The sequence below is a fragment of the Pantoea eucrina genome, assembly GCF_020079945.1.
In the GTDB taxonomy this organism is placed as follows: domain Bacteria; phylum Pseudomonadota; class Gammaproteobacteria; order Enterobacterales; family Enterobacteriaceae; genus Pantoea; species Pantoea eucrina.
Map to the genome: position 1 here is coordinate 583,675 of NZ_CP083448.1, position 16,552 is coordinate 600,226.

At 57.2% G+C, this 16,552-nt stretch carries 13 protein-coding genes; 6 read left to right on the top strand and 7 right to left on the bottom strand.

All coding sequences use genetic code 11. The features are described 5' to 3' along the window. Positions 1-4: 4 nt before the first annotated feature. On the bottom strand, positions 5-613 hold the full coding sequence (gene coaE, locus LAC65_RS02645) for a dephospho-CoA kinase (protein ID WP_039382604.1): 609 nt from the start codon (positions 611-613) through the stop codon (positions 5-7). 218 nt (positions 614-831) lie between these two features. Here coaE and LAC65_RS02650 point away from each other — a divergent pair, with 218 nt between their 5' ends. Beyond that, positions 832-1,872, top strand: a complete 1,041-nt coding sequence (locus LAC65_RS02650; RefSeq protein WP_039382606.1) for a GMP reductase — start codon at positions 832-834, stop codon at positions 1,870-1,872. Between the two features lie 29 nt (positions 1,873-1,901). Here the strand turns inward: LAC65_RS02650 and hofC are convergent, their stop codons facing one another. Genes hofC through ppdD form a run of 3 tightly spaced genes read right to left on the bottom strand, consistent with a single transcriptional unit; the run spans position 1,902 to position 4,927 of the window. Beyond that, positions 1,902-3,104, bottom strand: coding sequence for a protein transport protein HofC (gene hofC, locus LAC65_RS02655; RefSeq protein WP_039382608.1), 1,203 nt, complete (start codon positions 3,102-3,104; stop codon positions 1,902-1,904). Next, on the bottom strand, positions 3,097-4,485 hold the full coding sequence (gene gspE / locus LAC65_RS02660) for a type II secretion system protein GspE (RefSeq protein WP_039382610.1): 1,389 nt from the start codon (positions 4,483-4,485) through the stop codon (positions 3,097-3,099). The genes hofC and gspE overlap by 8 nt, the downstream gene beginning before the upstream one ends. Continuing rightward, positions 4,478-4,927: a prepilin peptidase-dependent pilin gene (gene ppdD, locus LAC65_RS02665; RefSeq protein WP_039382612.1), complete on the bottom strand. Its 450-nt coding sequence runs from the start codon at positions 4,925-4,927 to the stop codon at positions 4,478-4,480. The genes gspE and ppdD overlap by 8 nt, the downstream gene beginning before the upstream one ends. Positions 4,928-5,232: 305 nt before the next feature. Between ppdD and ampD the strand changes: the two genes are divergently transcribed. After that, positions 5,233-5,784, top strand: coding sequence for a 1,6-anhydro-N-acetylmuramyl-L-alanine amidase AmpD (gene ampD, locus LAC65_RS02670; RefSeq protein WP_039382614.1), 552 nt, complete (start codon positions 5,233-5,235; stop codon positions 5,782-5,784). A 16-nt stretch (positions 5,785-5,800) separates the two neighbouring features. After that, positions 5,801-6,646 (top strand): beta-lactamase regulator AmpE, encoded by an 846-nt coding sequence (ampE, locus tag LAC65_RS02675; RefSeq protein WP_039382616.1) that lies wholly within the window; start codon positions 5,801-5,803, stop codon positions 6,644-6,646. On the opposite strand, the gene LAC65_RS02680 is transcribed toward ampE, so the two are convergent. The 3 genes from LAC65_RS02680 to aroP all read right to left on the bottom strand — a co-directional run bounded on the left by LAC65_RS02680 (position 6,628) and on the right by aroP (position 10,500). Beyond that, positions 6,628-7,581: a glycoside hydrolase family 43 protein gene (locus tag LAC65_RS02680; protein WP_039382619.1), complete on the bottom strand. Its 954-nt coding sequence runs from the start codon at positions 7,579-7,581 to the stop codon at positions 6,628-6,630. The two genes, ampE and LAC65_RS02680, sit on opposite strands and share 19 nt — an antisense overlap. Then, positions 7,578-8,984, bottom strand: a complete 1,407-nt coding sequence (locus LAC65_RS02685) for a glycoside-pentoside-hexuronide (GPH):cation symporter (RefSeq protein ID WP_039382621.1) — start codon at positions 8,982-8,984, stop codon at positions 7,578-7,580. Before LAC65_RS02685 ends, LAC65_RS02680 begins: the two co-directional genes overlap by 4 nt. 160 nt (positions 8,985-9,144) lie before the next feature. After that, positions 9,145-10,500, bottom strand: coding sequence for an aromatic amino acid transporter AroP (gene aroP, locus LAC65_RS02690; protein ID WP_039382624.1), 1,356 nt, complete (start codon positions 10,498-10,500; stop codon positions 9,145-9,147). A gap of 523 nt (positions 10,501-11,023) precedes the next feature. Between aroP and pdhR the strand changes: the two genes are divergently transcribed. The 3 genes from pdhR (at position 11,024) to aceF (ending at position 16,502) form a co-directional block, all read left to right on the top strand. Then, a complete protein-coding gene (gene pdhR / locus LAC65_RS02695; RefSeq protein WP_039382625.1) occupies positions 11,024-11,788 on the top strand; it encodes a pyruvate dehydrogenase complex transcriptional repressor PdhR in 765 nt (254 codons plus the stop codon). 126 nt (positions 11,789-11,914) lie between these two features. Continuing rightward, positions 11,915-14,590 (top strand): pyruvate dehydrogenase (acetyl-transferring), homodimeric type, encoded by a 2,676-nt coding sequence (gene aceE / locus LAC65_RS02700; RefSeq protein WP_039382627.1) that lies wholly within the window; start codon positions 11,915-11,917, stop codon positions 14,588-14,590. Between the two features lie 13 nt (positions 14,591-14,603). Next, positions 14,604-16,502: a pyruvate dehydrogenase complex dihydrolipoyllysine-residue acetyltransferase gene (gene aceF, locus LAC65_RS02705; RefSeq protein WP_039382629.1), complete on the top strand. Its 1,899-nt coding sequence runs from the start codon at positions 14,604-14,606 to the stop codon at positions 16,500-16,502. Positions 16,503-16,552 lie beyond the last annotated feature (50 nt).

Below are 16,552 nucleotides of genomic sequence, written 5' to 3' on the forward strand. Positions count from 1 at the left end.
TATCTTAATCCCGTCCGGTTGCTGCCAGGCGCAAATAACGCTGGTGAAGTTCAGCAACCCGCGGCAGCACCTGTTCGGGTGTGCCGCTATTATCAATAATATCATCGGCGCAGGCGAGGCGCTGTTCGCGGCTCACCTGCGCAGCAAGAATACGTTGTGCCTGGCTCAGCGACACGCCGTCGCGCTGACGCGTACGCTGCAGCTGAACCGCTTCATCTACATCGACCACCAGCACGCGATCGGCCTGGCGCTGCAGGTTGTTTTCAATCAGCAGGGGAACCACCCATAGAACATAAGAGGATGACGCCTGCGCCCTGAGCTGTTGAGTACGGGCATTAATCAGCGGATGCAGCAGCTGATTAAGCCAGTTTTTCTCCTGCGGCTGCTGGAAAATAATCTCCCGCAGACGAGCGCGATAGAGCGTGCCTTCTGCCGTCAGAATGGATTCGCCATGGCGTTTTACAATCGCCTGTAGCGCTGGCGTGCCCGGCTCTACCACCTCGCGGGCGATCACATCAGCATCAATGATCTCCACGCCCAGAGCGGCAAAGGCGTTAGCGACGGTGCTTTTACCACTACCAATGCCGCCGGTAAGCGCAACGGTAAACAGCATATTTTTCTCCCGGTATGCAGCGCATCAGAGGGCGGCAGTGTCACAAAAGTGAGAAGACGATCACATACTTAGCGATCGGCTAAATTTACCGGATTGTAGCGTAAGTAAAGTGAAATTCGCACCCTTGCCACCGCCGTTATGGCGCGTATGATAACGACACTGGAGCCGTGAGCGCTACCCGAACTGCGGTTCGTTTTCACTAACCAGGACCCTCTGCTATGCGTATTGAAGAAGATATCAAACTGGGCTTTAAAGATGTGTTAATCCGCCCGAAACGCTCAACGCTCAAAAGCCGTTCTGATGTTGAACTGGCACGTACCTTTACCTTTAAGCACTCCGCTCTGAAGTGGTGCGGGGTGCCGGTTATCGCGGCAAATATGGATACCGTTGGCACGTTCACCATGGCAGAAGCGCTGGCTGGTTTTGAGGTGCTTACTGCAGTTCATAAACACTATAGTATTGATGCATGGCAGGCGTTTATCCAGCGCGTGCCCGCTTCCGTGCTGAATTACGTGATGGTATCAACCGGGACCTCAGAAGCGGATTTCACTAAACTGAATGCGATCTTTGCTCTCTCGCCGCAGCTTCAGTTTATCTGTATCGACGTGGCGAACGGCTACTCAGAGCACTTTGTTGCGTTTCTGCAGCGTGCGCGTGAACGCTTTCCGGATAAGACCATCTGCGCCGGTAACGTCGTGACGGGAGAGATGGTGGAAGAGCTGATCCTGTCAGGTGCGGATATTGTCAAAGTAGGTATCGGCCCGGGATCGGTCTGCACAACGCGCGTCAAAACCGGCGTCGGTTATCCGCAGCTGTCGGCAGTGATTGAGTGCGCCGATGCCGCGCACGGTCTGGGCGGACAGATTGTCAGCGACGGCGGCTGTTCCGTGCCGGGCGATATTGCCAAAGCGTTTGGCGGCGGCGCGGATTTCGTCATGCTAGGCGGTATGCTGGCGGCACACGATGAGTGTGAAGGCACGCTTGTGGAAGAGCAGGGCGAGCAGTTTATGCTGTTTTATGGCATGAGCTCTGAATCGGCGATGAAACGCCACGTGGGCGGCGTAGCGCAATACCGTGCGGCGGAGGGCAAGACCGTACGGCTGCCGCTGCGCGGACCGGTTGCCGAGACCGTCAAAGATATTCTGGGCGGCCTGCGTTCAGCCTGTACCTATGTTGGCGCCGAACGTCTGAAAGAGCTGACCAAGCGTACAACGTTTATTCGCGTGGCAGAGCAGGAGAATCGCGTTTTTAACCGATAAACCTTCCGGACGGGCGCAGCAGGCGCCCGTTAACGTATTACCTCTCCCAGACCAAATACCGGCAGATACATGGCGATAACCAGCGTGCCTACGATCGCTCCGATCACCAGCATCATCGCCGGTTCAAGCGCAGCAGCCAGCGCCTCCGCCCGGTTTGAGGTTTCCGTTTCATGCCACTCTGCCAGCCGGGACAGCATAATATCAAGCGCGCCAGCCTCTTCGCCGGCCCCTGTCAGCTGGGCACAGAGCGGCGTAAACAGCGTATGCTGCTGCAGGGCCTGGTGCAGCGGGGCACCGGCAGCAATATGCGCCTGCAGCTGTACTATCGCTTCGCGCCACAGACGCGCCGTCAGCGTCATCTCCACTGTCTGCAGGCTGTGCAGCAGCGTAAGCCCTGCCTGCTGCGTCAGCTGCAAAATGGCATAAATCTGGCTGAGCTGCGCACCGCGCCAGAGCGGGGCGATCAGCGGCAGGCGCAGGATAAAATGCTGCAGGCACCGCTGCCAGCGCGCGGAGCGGCGTACAATCTGGCGCGCTGCGATGGCACAGCCGGCAGCGATCAGCAGCAGCGGCAGCGCGGTCTGCCGCATGCCTTCTGACAGCGCGACAACGCCTGCGGTAAAGGCGGGCAGTGGTGCATCAAAGCTGGCATAGACGGCAGTAAACTCCGGCAGCACAAACAATAGCATACCGGCACTGACCGCCAGCGCCACCAGCAGGATAAAGAGCGGATAGCGCAGCGCTTTGCCAACCTTCTGGCGCAGCAGCAGGCGCTGCTTTGCCTGCTGCTGCGCCAGCCGCAGGCAGCAGCTGTCGAGCTGTCCGGTGGTTTCGCCGACCTGCATCAGCGCAGAAAAGAGGGGCGGAAAGAGATCGGGCCACGTGCGCAGCGCCTGCGAAAATGCCTCTCCGGCCAGCACCTGCTGCTGCAGACCCGCGAGCACTACGCGCCAGCCGGCATGCGGATGCCCCTGCGCCAGCAGCATCAGGCTTTCAGCCAGCGGTAACCCCGCTTTTAGCAGCGTAGCCAGCTGGTGCATCAGCTCAATTTTTTGCTGCCATTTCCAGTCGCGTCTGCGCCAGCAGCGGCCGCGTTGCCAGCTCACGATCAGCATGCCGCGATCGGCGAGCTGATTCAGCAGCGCGGCCCGATCGCGCAGCAGCGACTCTCCTGCCTGCAGCTCGCCCATGGTGTCCAGCGCCTGCCAGCGGTAGTGATAGAGTTTAGCCATTGTCCAGCCCTACCACGCGCTGCATCTCTTCAAACGATGTCTCCCCGCGGCTCACCGCTTCAAGACCGGCGCTGAGCAGGGTTTTCATTCCCTGCTCGCTGGCGAGAGTCAGCACATGTTCCAGCGGCATCTCTGAAGAGATGGCGTTCTGCAGCCTGCTGTTAACCGGCAGGATTTCAAACAGCGCAAGGCGCCCATAGTAGCCGGAAAAACAGTGGTCACAGCCCGGCGCTCGCCAGGTCTGCAGGGTGCCGGGCCAGAGCGTGGCAGGCAGATGAGCGATAGCCTGTGCTGGCTGGCGACAGTGCAGGCAGAGACGACGAACCAGACGCTGTGCAATCACCAGCTGCAGCGCTGGCCCCAGCAGATAGCCCGGGATCTCCATCTGTCTGAGGCGCGTCAGCGTTTCAGCGGTAGAGTTTGTATGCAGCGTGGAGAGAACCAGGTGGCCGGTTTGTGCCGCTTTTACCGCAATACTGGCCGTTTCACTGTCGCGGATTTCACCGACCATGATCACATCCGGATCCTGACGCAGCAGGGCACGCAGTACGCGATTAAAGTCGAGACCGCTGCGGGGGCGCACCTGAGTCTGATTGATGCCGGTCAGCGGGATCTCTATCGGGTCTTCAACGCTGCAGATATTTTTTTCCGGCACGTTCAGTGCGCTGAGGCTGCTGTAGAGCGTAAAGGTTTTGCCGCTGCCGGTCGGGCCGGTCACCAGAATCAATCCCTGCGGTTTAATCAGAGCCTGTTTCAGCAGACGCAGCTGGGCCAGCGGCATACCGAGTTTATCCAGCGCAATCGCACTGCTTTCACCCTGCAGCAAGCGTACAACGGCTTTTTCGCCGTGGCTGACCGGCAGCGTGGCGAGGCGAAAGGCGGCATCGCTGCCGTTTATCTCCTGGGTAAACTGCCCATCCTGCGGCAGACGCCGCTCTGCAATATCAAGCCCGGCGAGCACCTTCAGCCGCGCCAGCACGGCTGCCGGCTGCACCTCCGGCAAGCGCGGCAGATTATGTAGCACGCCGTCGATGCGCAGCCGGATACGCAATCCCTGCGACTGAGGCTCAATATGCACATCTGAAGCGCGTCGGTGCACGGCCTGATGCAAAATCTGGTTTACCGCCTCGGTTGCTGAGGCTGCGCTGCGCTGCTCAGGCAGCCGCTCATCGGATAGTGACGGGTGCAGCGCCTGCTCCATGCGGGCAGCCGGCCAGCACTCAATCTCTACCTGACGCTGGCAGGCGAACTGCAGCGCCTCCAGCAGCTGCGGGTGGGGAGAGTCGGTAACGGCTACGCGCAGCCGGGTGTCATCATGCTGCAGCAGCCGCGCCTGATAGCGGGCGCACAGCGCCAGCAGTGTCGGATCATGCTCAGCCATTGGTCTCATCCTTATCTGCAAACCGGAACTGGTTCAGACAGTTATCGCGCAGGCTGCTGCTGCTGCTGGTACAGCTGCGCTGCCAGTTAAGCATGCCTTCAGCCGTGTTCCAGACGGGCTGCATCTCCACGCTCAGCCCGCTGAGGTTCTCCTGGCCGGTAAGCGCAATCACGCCACCGGTAACGGTGAGCGAGGCGACATAGCGCGAGCCTCTGGCCGCCGGAATGCCGTGTTCACCAGCCTGACACTGTGCCGGACCGCCGCGCTCAATGGCGCAGAGTTCCACCGCCGTTTTATAGGGCAACATGGTTTGCAGCATGTCAGTCAGCGCTGCGCGCTGCAGGTAATTTTGATAAGCAGGCAGGCCAATTGCGCTGAGAATAGCGACGATGCCGATGACGATCATCAGTTCAATCAGGGTAAAACCGCGTTGTCTTTCCATAGCAGGGCTCCTTTGTTCTGCAGCGCTACGATAAGCAGCACCCGCGGGTGATGAAAGCGTATCGCCTGAAAAACGGAGCGTGCCGCGCAGCCATTTTTAGCGGTTGCAGCAAACGACAGTTGCAGTACCGGGTGGGCTCACAACGCCGGGCAGAACAGGGCCACCGGAAGCGTTATGACGCTGGCCTGTTTTTGCAGCGGCAGCGGCAATGACCGGAGGATGAGAAAGCGCGCTATCGCACGAAGACGCTAAACCCTGCTCTGAATCGTGATATTCTCGGCCTGATTTTGCTAAGGATGAGAGAGATGAAACTGGAACAGGGCTGGATCAGCAGCGCCCGTAAGGTGCCCTCGCCCCACTTTAATGCACGCCCCGACAATGAAGCGCCGTCGCTGCTGGTGATCCACAACATCAGTTTGCCGCCGGGCGAATTTGGCGGGCCGTGGATCGATCGTCTGTTTACCGGCTCGCTGCCTGCCGATGCACACCCCTATTTTGCTGATATCGCGCAGCTGCGCGTGGCAGCGCACTGCCTGATCCGCCGCGACGGTGAGCTGGTACAGTACGTCTCACTAAACGAGCGCGCCTGGCACGCGGGCGTTTCGGCTTTCAGCGGGCGGGAAAACTGCAACGACTTTTCTATTGGTATTGAGCTGGAAGGCACCGACACGCTGCCTTACACCGACGCCCAGTACGCCATGCTGCAGCAGGTCACCGCGCTGCTGCAGCAGCACTATCCGCTGGCCGCCGATCGTATTACCGGCCATAGCGATATTGCACCCGGGCGTAAAACCGATCCGGGCCCGGCGTTTGACTGGTCACGCTATAAACAGGGTACTACTCAGGAGAATACCTGACACTGCAGGAGCCATTATGACGTTGTTTAGTTTGTTACTTGTTCTGGGATGGGAACGCCTGTTTAAAATGGGCGAACACTGGCAGCTGGATCACCGGCTGGAGCCGCTGTTCCGTGGCCGGCAGCGCTTTTCGCTGCCGCGGACGCTTCTGATGACCGCAGCAGCCATGCTGCTGGTGTGGCTGGTGGTCTGGAGTCTGCATGGCCTGCTGTTCGGGCTGCTGCAGCTGCTGTTCTGGATTGTGACCGGACTGCTCTGTATCGGCGCCGGTTCTGCGCGACAGCATTATCATAACTATCTGCAGGCTGCCAGCCGTGATGATGAGGCGGCGCACCAGGCGATGGCTGCAGAGCTGACGCTCATTCATGGCGTGCCGGCAAACTGCAGCGAGCGTGAGTTCCTGCGCGAGCTGCAGAATGCGCTTATCTGGATCAACTTCCGTTTCTATCTCGCTCCGCTGTTCTGGTTCGTGGTCGGAGGGCCGGTGCTGCTGGTGGGGTACGCTTTTCTGCGCGCCTGGCAGAGCTGGCTGGCACGACACGCATCAGATCAGGCACGCGCTGCCTCAGGTGTTGATGCGCTGCTGCACGTGCTGGACTGGATCCCGGTACGGCTGGCGGGCGTCGCTTATGCGCTGCTGGGTCACGGCGAGCGCGCGCTGCCCGCCTGGTTTGCTTCTCTGAGCGACCTCCATCGCGCTCAGTATCAGGTGCTGACCAGCCTGGCGCAGTTCTCGCTGGCGCGCGATCCGCACACGGATAAAGTCGCCACCCCACGCGTGGCGGTGGCGCTGGCAAAACGCACTTCGCTGGTGCTGGTGGTGGTGGTGGCGCTCCTGACTATCTACGGCACGCTGGTGTGATCCGCCGGAGGCACGCCAAAATCGGGCGTGCCATCCTCGCGCCAGCTGAAATATTTCAGGCGCGTATGGCGATTGGGATCCCACAGCGGATCGCCCTCAATTTCCGTGTAGTTGCGGGCGTGATAAACCAGCACGTCGCGTCCCGCTTCATCCGTCGTAAAACTGTTGTGTCCCGGCCCGTACTGCTGATTTTCCCAGCTGGTGGTAAACACCGGCCGCGCTGACTTCTGCCAGGCGATGCGATCGCGCGGATCGGCCTGCACGTCAATACTCAGCATACCCAGACAGTAGTTTTCATCGGTCGCGCTGGCGGAGTAGGTCACAAACAGCCGGTTGCCGTGACGGATCGCCGCCGGACCTTCGTTAACGCTGAAGCCGGCACACTCCCACTCATATTCAGGCCGGCTCAGCATCACCGGCGTGCCTTTAAGCGTCCAGGGGTTAAGCAGCTCGGCCAGATAAAGATTGGAATTACCGGGAATAGCGGGATCTTTTTGTGCCCAGAGATACCAATTTTTACCCTGATGGACGAAATGGGTGGCGTCCAGCGCAAAGCTATCGAACTGCGTTTCGACCCGGCGACAGGGCTGCCAGTAGCCGGTCAGCGGATCGGCATCATCGCAGACCAGCGCATACATGCGATGCTGAAACAGCCCCTCTTTAATTTCCCGGCTCGGCGCTGCCGCAAAGTAGATGACCCACTGACCATTAATGTGGTGCAGCTCGGGCGCCCAGATCAGCTCACTGTATTCACCCTGATCCGGCTTGCGCCAGACGGTAACGGCGGGTGCCTCACGCAGTCCCGCAAGCGTGCTGGCGTGGCGCAGCTCCAGCCGATCGTATTCCGGTACTGAGGCGATAAAGTAGTAGCCAGCGCCGTGCCGCAGAATAAAGGGATCGGCGCGCTGCGTAATAAAAGGGTTAGGCCAGGTCATTTGATCTCTCCGGGTTGAGTGGTTGCGGCCGGGGATGGAGCGGACAAATCGCGAAAGTTAGCGCGGCGCAGCGCCAGGTCATCTTGAATCGTGCGCATCAGCTTGCGATCCACTTTCATCAGGCGCACTACGCCTGCGGTGATCAGGTAGCCGACACCGGGTATTACGGTAAAGAGCAGCATAATGCCGTTGACGGCGCTGGCGGACTGCTGTTTTGCACCCGCGTCATAGCCGTAAACCGACAGCAAAAAGCCGACCATGGCACCAGCAACCGCCAGCCCGACCTTGAGAAAAAAGAGATTGCCGGAAAAGCTCATACCGGTAATACGCTTGCCGGTTTTCCACTCGCCATAGTCATCCACATCGGCCATCAGCGACCAGTGCAGCGGCGAGGGGATCTGATGCAGAATATTCAGCAGGAAATAGGCCACCACCACCGTGACGGTAGCGTGTGGATCGATCCAGTAAAACCCGCAGGAGAAGAGCGCCAGGGCGATATTGGTCCAGAAAAAGACCTTCAGCTTGCACCAGCGGTCGGTGAGATATTTTGCCAGCGTGCTGCCACCCATCATGCCGATCACGCCAAGGCTGATAAACAGCGTGGCAAAATGCGTCGACTGGCCCATGACCCAGGTCACGTAATACATGGTGGCCGCCATGCGGATAAAGCCGGGACAGACGTTGCAGAAGGTCAGCAGCAGAATGCGCACCCACTGATCGTTTTTCCAGATATCGCGCAGGTCTTTCTTCAGATCGTCATGCGTCGGCACCGCAGGCCGGATTCGTTCGCGGACGTTAGCAAAACAGAACAGAAACATCGCCAGGCCAATCAGCGCCAGCACGCTCATCGCCAGCTGATAGCCGCGCGCCTTGTTGTCACCGCCAAACCACTCCGCCATAGGCAGCAGTGAGAGTGAGAGGATCAGCGTGGCGACACCCACCATCACGAAGCGATAAGACTGACAGGAAACGCGCTCGCCCGGATCGCTGGTGATAACGCCGCCCAGTGAACAGTAGGGAATATTGATGGCGGTATAGGTCAGCGACATCAGGAAATAGGTGACAAAGGCCCAGATAACTTTGTTTTCATAGCTCCAGTCCGGCGTGGTAAACATCAGTACGCTGAACAGAACATATGGCACTGAGACCCAGAGCAGCCAGGGACGGAAGCGGCCCCATCGGCTCTGGGTACGATCCGCTATCGCGCCCATGATGGGGTCTGTTACCGCATCCAGCACGCGTACTGAAAGCAGCAGTACGCCGACCAGCGCCGGTGCCAGGCCAAAAACATCGGTGTAAAAGTAGTTCAGAAACAGCATGATCGCGCCACCAATCATGTTACAGCCGGCATCGCCCATGCCATATCCCAGTTTTTCTCTGAATGAGAGTGCAGCACTTTTCATCGTCGTCTCCTGCGACAAGTGGAGCGAAAAGTATCAGCGCAAACGGCAGGCAGGGGTGATCAACAATGAGTCGCGTAGATGGACAAAACGGGTGCAGGGAAAAAAGTGTGAGGACGATCGGCAGAGGTGCCCGGTCAGATGAACCGGGCACGCGGGACTATCAGGCTTTCTGCGTTTTGTTTTTAATGGCGTAACCCACCGCCAGAATAACCAGCCAGACCGGAATCAGCCATACCGAGATCGCCATTCCAGGCGTCATCGCCATGATCACCAGCACGGCGGCCATAAACAGCAGGCAGAGCCAGTTACCGGCCGGGTAGAGCACCGCGCGGAAGCGCGTAGTGACACCCTGCTGATCTTTCTTACGGCGGAATTTCATATGTGCCAGGCTAATCATCGCCCAGTTGATAACCAGGGCCGACACCACCAGAGACATCAGGATGCCAAAGGCTTCTCCCGGCATAAGATAGTTAATCAACACGCACAGCGCGGTAGCGACCGCTGAGACCATAATGGTGGCAACCGGTACGCCACGACGATCAACCCTGAGCAGCGCTTTTGGCGCATTGCCCTGCTGGGCCAGGCCGAACAGCATACGACTGTTGCAGTAAACACAGCTGTTATAGACCGAGAGCGCCGCCGTCAGGATCACGACGTTCAGCGCATTCGCGACCAGCGCATCACCCAGCTCATGGAAGATCAGGACAAACGGACTGGTGTCAGCGGTGACGCGCGTCCAGGGCAGCAGCGACAGCAGCACTGCCAGTGAGCCAATGTAAAAAATCAGAATGCGCCACAGCACCTGATTAGTGGCTTTAGGAATGCTCTCTTCCGGGTTGTCCGCTTCTGCAGCGGTAATGCCTACCAGCTCCAGGCCGCCAAAGGAGAACATAATAATCGCCATCATCATAACCAGACCGGTCATGCCGTGCGGCAGAAAGCCGCCCTGAGCCCACAGGTTGCTGACGGATGCCTGCGGACCGGCGTTGCCGCTGAACAGCAGCCAGCCGCCAAACAGGATCATGCCGATAACGGCCACGACTTTGATAATGGCGAACCAGAACTCCATCTCACCAAACACTTTGACGTTGGTCAGGTTAATGGCATTGATGACGACAAAGAAAATAGCGGCGCTGGCCCAGGCAGGAAAATCGGGATACCAGAACTGAATATATTTGCCGACGGCGCTGAGTTCGGCCATTGCAACCAGCACATAGAGCACCCAGTAGTTCCAGCCAGAGGCGAAGCCGGCAAAATTGCCCCAGTATTTGTAGGCAAAATGGCTGAAGCTGCCGGCAACCGGCTCCTCAACCACCATTTCGCCCAGCTGGCGCATAATTAAAAAGGCGATAAATCCGGCAATGGCATAACCCAGAATCACGGCCGGGCCGGCAGATTTAATAACCGATGCGCTACCCAGAAACAGGCCGGTGCCGACGGCACCGCCCAGCGCGATCAGCTGGATATGGCGATTCTTCAGGCCGCGATGCAGCGCTTCGCCATGCTGTTGTTCCATACAAACCTCTTTGTATTGTTATTGTGCGCCTGCAGTGCCCGCACTTAAGGCTGTGATACTGCGTGTAATCTTTTCTTTACGAATTCAGACTGGCTCTCTGTAGCGAGACGCTATTCAGGCGACCAGAATAGTGATAAGCGCGCGACTTTGCACCTGCTTTTGCTTTTTGTGCTAAGGAGTGATGGAAAAAGCAGCGATTTACTCTGTGGTTTCCCTTGCGCTATTTCTGCCATGAATAATGCTTAAACACGAATAGCTTTCGCTTATGGCGTATAAGAGAAACGACCGCTTTTGCAGTGTAAGGTTTGGTAAAAGTGAAATCTGTTAACAACTTCGCGCAGTTGTTTCTTTTTCCTGTTACTACGGCGGCTTAAGGCGTGATGCCTGGGTTCAGGGCTATATCGGGCTGGAAGTAGGAGAGTGGCCATATAGACACAAGGTGAATACTTTGTTACTTTACGGGCACCATTTTTCAATTGGTATTACCAATTTACTCCAGACGTTTGGCTTATAAGAAGGGAAGATGGCTTATAGTAAAATTCGCCAGCCCAAGCTCTCCGATGCGATAGAGCAGCAGCTGGAATCCCTGATTATGGAAGGGACCCTTCAGCCGGGTGAGAAACTGCTCCCCGAGCGCGAACTGGCCAAACAGTTTGATGTCTCACGTCCATCGCTACGCGAAGCGATTCAGAGTCTGGAAGCCAAAGGTTTACTGCTGCGTCGCCAGGGTGGCGGCACATTTGTGCAGCAGAACCTCTGGCAGAGCTTAAGCGACCCCCTGGTCGGGCTGCTGGCCCAGCATCCGGAATCTCAGTTCGATCTGCTGGAAACCCGTCATGCGCTGGAAGGCGTGGCTGCCTACTACGCAGCGCTACGCGGTACCGATGAAGATCTGCAGCGTATTCGCGACTGCCATCTTCAGATTCAGCAGGCGCAGGAGAGCGGCGATCTCGACGCCGAAGCGGACGCCGTCATGAAGTATCAGATTGCGGTCACGGAAGCGGCGCATAATGTGGTGCTGCTGCACCTGCTGCGCTCCATGAGCCCGATGCTGGAACAAAACGTACGTCAGAATTTCGAATTGCTCTACGCTCGCCGCGAAATGCTGGCGAAAGTGAGCGAGCATCGCGCCAGTATTTTTGCGGCGATTGTGGCGCGCGAGCCGGAACAGGCCCGCGAAGCCTCGCATCGTCATCTGGCGTTTATAGAGGAAATCTTGCTGGACAGAAGTCGGGAGCAGAGCCGTCGTGAACGCTCCCTGCGTCGTTTACAGCAACGCAAGGAATAACGTACGGCAACGAACGTGCGACATAAACGACGGGCCTGTCTTCTTGTGCTGTGAACCTGAAGCACAACACAAGCAGACAGGCTCCTGATAATTCAACGTATTAGACACAGATAAGGAATACCCCCCATGTCAGAACGTTTACAGAATGACGTGGATCCGATCGAAACTCGTGACTGGCTACAGGCGATCGAATCGGTCATCCGTGAAGAAGGTGTTGAGCGTGCGCAGTATCTGATTGATCAGGTCCTGAGCGCTGCCCGCAAAGGTGGTGTAAAAGTAGCTGGCGGTGGCGGTGCTGCTGCTGCGATCAGCAACTATATCAACACCATTGCGACAGAAGATGAGCCGGACTATCCGGGCAACACCTCTCTCGAACGTCGTATCCGTTCCGCAATTCGCTGGAACGCCATTGTTTCAGTTCTGCGTGCGTCGAAGAAAGATCTGGAGCTGGGGGGACACCTCTCTTCTTTCCAGAGCTCTGCCACAATCTATGAAGTGTGCTTCAACCACTTCTTCCGCGCACGCAGCGAAAAAGATGGCGGCGATCTGGTCTACTTCCAGGGTCACATTTCTCCAGGCATCTACTCACGTGCGTTCCTTGAAGGACGTCTGACTGAAGAGCAGATGAATAACTTCCGTCAGGAAGTGCACGGCAACGGCCTGTCATCCTATCCGCATCCAAAACTGATGCCGGACTTCTGGCAGTTCCCGACCGTTTCAATGGGTCTGGGTCCGCTGAACGCTATCTATCAGGCGAAGTTCCTGAAGTACCTGGAGCATCGCGGCCTGAAAGATACGTCTGGTCAGACGGTGTACGCTTTCCTTGGCGATGGCGAGATGGATGAACCGGAATCCAAAGGTGCTATCACCATTGCGACCCGTGAGAAGCTGGACAACCTGGTCTTCATCATCAACTGTAACCTGCAGCGTCTGGATGGCCCGGTCACCGGTAACGGTAAGATCATCAACGAGCTGGAAGGCATTTTTGCCGGTGCTGGCTGGAACGTGATCAAAGTGATCTGGGGCGGACGCTGGGATGAGCTGCTGAAGAAAGACACCAGCGGCAAACTGATTCAGCTGATGAACGAAACCGTTGACGGCGACTATCAGACCTTTAAATCACGCGACGGCGCCTATGTGCGCGAGCACTTCTTCGGTAAATACCCGGAGACCGCTGCGCTGGTGAAAGACTGGTCCGACGAAGAGATTTTCGCACTGAACCGCGGCGGCCACGATCCGAAGAAAATCTATGCTGCCCTGAAAAAGGCGCAGGAGACCAAAGGTCAGCCAACGCTGATTCTGGCTCATACCATTAAAGGTTATGGTATGGGTGATACCGCGGAAGGCAAAAATATCGCCCACCAGGTCAAGAAGATGAACATGGATGGCGTACGCTACATCCGCGATCGCTTCAATGTGCCAGTGGCTGATGAGAAAATCGAAGAGCTGCCTTACGTCACCTTTGAAAAAGGCTCAGAAGAGTACAACTACCTGCACGGCCAGCGTGAGAAGCTGGGTGGCTATCTGCCAACCCGTCAGGCGGAGTTCACTGAGAAGCTGGAAATGCCGACGCTGGAAGAGTTCAAACCTCTGCTGGAAGAGCAGAGCAAAGAGATCTCTACCACGATCGCTTTCGTGCGCGCGCTGAACGTGATGCTGAAGAACAAGTCGATCAAAGATCGTCTGGTGCCAATCCTCGCGGATGAAGCACGTACTTTTGGTATGGAAGGCCTGTTCCGTCAGATCGGTATCTACAGCCCGAACGGCCAGCAGTATACGCCGCAGGACCGCGAGCAGGTTGCTTACTATAAAGAAGATGAGAAAGGCCAGATTCTGCAGGAAGGGATCAACGAGCTGGGCGCAGGTTCATCCTGGCTGGCAGCGGCGACCTCTTACAGCACCAACAACCTGCCGATGATCCCGTTCTACATCTACTACTCCATGTTTGGCTTCCAGCGCATTGGCGATCTGATGTGGCTGGCGGGCGATCAGCAGGCGCGTGGCTTCCTGGTTGGCGGTACGTCGGGCCGTACGACGCTGAACGGCGAAGGTCTGCAGCATGAAGATGGCCACAGCCATATTCAGTCGCTGACCATCCCTAACTGCATCTCCTACGATCCTTCCTACGCGTATGAAGTGGCGGTGATCATGCAGGATGGCCTGGTGCGTATGTATGGTGAAGCGCAGGAAAACATCTATTACTACATCACCACGCTGAACGAAAACTACCATATGCCGGCGATGCCGCAGGGTGCGGAAGAGGGTATCCGTAAGGGTATCTACAAGCTGGAAGAAGTCGAAGGCAAGAAAGGCAAAGTGCAGCTGCTGGGCTCAGGCTCTATTCTGCGCCACGTGCGCGAAGCGGCACAGATTCTGGCGAAAGAGTACGGTATCGGCTCTGATGTCTACAGCGTAACCTCGTTCACCGAGCTGGCGCGAGATGGTCAGGATTGCGAACGCTGGAACATGCTGCATCCGACTGAAACGCCACGCGTGCCTTACATCGCTCAGGTGATGAACGATGCGCCGGCCGTAGCGTCAACCGACTACATGAAGCTGTTCGCAGAACAGGTCCGCAGCTACGTGCCAGCCAGCGACTACCGCGTGCTGGGTACCGATGGCTTCGGTCGTTCTGACAGCCGTGAAAATCTGCGTCATCACTTCGAAGTGGATGCGTCATATGTGGTAGTGGCTGCGCTGGGTGAGCTGGCTAAACGCGGTGAAATCGAGAAGCAGGTGGTAGCGGACGCTATCGCTAAATTCGATATCGACGCTGATAAAGTTAACCCGCGTCTGGCTTAAGAGGTAAAGAGTAATGGCTATCGAAATTAACGTACCGGATATCGGGTCAGACGAAGTTGAAGTCACCGAAATTTTGGTGAAGGTGGGCGACAGCGTTGAAGCTGAGCAGTCGCTGATCTCTGTGGAAGGCGATAAAGCCTCGATGGAAGTGCCTTCGCCGCAGGCGGGCGTGGTTAAAGAGATCAAAATCGCCGTCGGTGACAAAGTGAATACCGGCTCGCTGATTATGGTGTTTGACGCTGAAAGTGCGGCAGAAGCTGCACCGGCTGCCGAAGAGAAAAAAGCAGAAGCCGCGCCGGCTCCTGCTGCTGCAACGGCAACCGCCAGCAAAGAGGTTAACGTACCGGATATCGGTGGTGATGAAGTCGAAGTCACAGAGATCCTGGTTAAAGTGGGCGACAAGGTTGAAGCTGAGCAGTCGCTGATCACCGTTGAAGGCGACAAAGCTTCAATGGAAGTGCCTGCGCCGTTTGCTGGCGTAGTGAAAGAGATCAAAATCGCTACCGGCGATAAAGTGAACACCGGTTCACTGATTATGATCTTTGACGCAGAAGGCGACGCACCGGCTGCCGACGCGAAACCGCAGATGAAAGAAGAGGCGACCTCCGCCCCGGCTGCAGCTGCAGGCGCGAAAGAGGTAAACGTACCGGATATCGGCGGTGATGAAGTTGAAGTGACCGAGGTACTGGTGAAAGCGGGCGATAAAGTCACCGCTGAGCAGTCGCTGATTGTGGTTGAAGGCGATAAAGCCTCTATGGAAGTGCCGGCGCCGTTTGCCGGTACGGTAAAAGAGCTGAAAGTGGCCACCGGTGACAAAGTCAGTACCGGCTCACTGATCATGATCTTTGAAGTGGAAGGCGGCGCACCATCGCCAGCACCGGCAGCCAAACCGGAAGCGGTCGCCGCGCCGGCGAAAGCGGAGGCTAAACCCGCTGCAGCACCTGCGCCGGCTAAAGCGGAAGCGAAAAGTGAGTTCGCTGAGAATGACGCCTATGTGCACGCCACGCCGGTGATCCGTCGTCTGGCGCGCGAGTTTGGCGTTAACCTGGCGAAGGTGAAAGGCACCGGGCGTAAGGGCCGCATCCTGAAAGAGGATGTGCAGACTTACGTGAAAGAGGCGGTGAAACGCGCTGAGGCTGCGCCAGCTGCTGCTGCAGGCGGCGGTCTGCCAGGCATGCTGCCATGGCCGAAGGTAGACTTCAGCAAGTTTGGTGAAGTGGAAGAAGTGGAGCTGGGCCGTATCCAGAAAATCTCTGGTGCTAACCTGAGCCGTAACTGGGTCATGATCCCGCACGTTACGCACTTCGATAAAACCGATATCACCGATCTGGAAGCGTTCCGCAAGCAGCAGAACGCGGAAGCCGAGAAACGCAAGCTGGATGTGAAGTTCACCCCGGTGGTGTTCATCATGAAAGCGGTTGCGGCGGCCCTGGAGCAGATGCCGCGTTTCAACAGCTCGCTGTCTGAAGATGGTCAGAAACTGACGCTGAAGAAATACATCAACATCGGCGTGGCGGTTGATACGCCAAATGGTCTGGTGGTTCCGGTGTTCAAGGATGTTAATAAGAAAGGCATCACTGAACTCTCGCGTGAGCTGATGGCAACCTCGAAGAAAGCGCGCGATGGCAAACTGACCGCCAGCGATATGCAGGGCGGCTGTTTCACCATCTCCAGCCTTGGCGGCCTTGGCACGACGCACTTCGCGCCTATCGTCAACGCGCCGGAAGTGGCGATCCTTGGCGTCTCCAAATCGGCCATGGAGCCGGTCTGGAACGGTAAAGAGTTTGCACCGCGTCTGATGATGCCGATCTCGCTCTCGTTTGACCACCGCGTGATCGACGGTGCTGATGGTGCGCGTTTCATCACCATCATCAACAATATGCTGTCTGATATTCGCCGTCTGGTGATGTGAAGTTAATCAAGGCCGGCAAATGCCGGCCTTGTTGTAAGCATTCAGTTGTT

Excerpts from the sequence above, each read along its gene's own strand:
- coaE (WP_039382604.1), bottom strand. The coding sequence starts at position 613 with ATGCTGTTTACCGTTGCGCTTACCGGCGGCATTGGTAGTGGTAAAAGC.
- LAC65_RS02650 (WP_039382606.1), top strand. The coding sequence starts at position 832 with ATGCGTATTGAAGAAGATATCAAACTGGGCTTTAAAGATGTGTTAATC.
- hofC (WP_039382608.1), bottom strand. The coding sequence starts at position 3,104 with ATGGCTAAACTCTATCACTACCGCTGGCAGGCGCTGGACACCATGGGC.
- gspE (WP_039382610.1), bottom strand. The coding sequence starts at position 4,485 with ATGGCTGAGCATGATCCGACACTGCTGGCGCTGTGCGCCCGCTATCAG.
- ppdD (WP_039382612.1), bottom strand. The coding sequence starts at position 4,927 with ATGGAAAGACAACGCGGTTTTACCCTGATTGAACTGATGATCGTCATC.
- ampD (WP_039382614.1), top strand. The coding sequence starts at position 5,233 with ATGAAACTGGAACAGGGCTGGATCAGCAGCGCCCGTAAGGTGCCCTCG.
- ampE (WP_039382616.1), top strand. The coding sequence starts at position 5,801 with ATGACGTTGTTTAGTTTGTTACTTGTTCTGGGATGGGAACGCCTGTTT.
- LAC65_RS02680 (WP_039382619.1), bottom strand. The coding sequence starts at position 7,581 with ATGACCTGGCCTAACCCTTTTATTACGCAGCGCGCCGATCCCTTTATT.
- LAC65_RS02685 (WP_039382621.1), bottom strand. The coding sequence starts at position 8,984 with ATGAAAAGTGCTGCACTCTCATTCAGAGAAAAACTGGGATATGGCATG.
- aroP (WP_039382624.1), bottom strand. The coding sequence starts at position 10,500 with ATGGAACAACAGCATGGCGAAGCGCTGCATCGCGGCCTGAAGAATCGC.
- pdhR (WP_039382625.1), top strand. The coding sequence starts at position 11,024 with ATGGCTTATAGTAAAATTCGCCAGCCCAAGCTCTCCGATGCGATAGAG.
- aceE (WP_039382627.1), top strand. The coding sequence starts at position 11,915 with ATGTCAGAACGTTTACAGAATGACGTGGATCCGATCGAAACTCGTGAC.
- aceF (WP_039382629.1), top strand. The coding sequence starts at position 14,604 with ATGGCTATCGAAATTAACGTACCGGATATCGGGTCAGACGAAGTTGAA.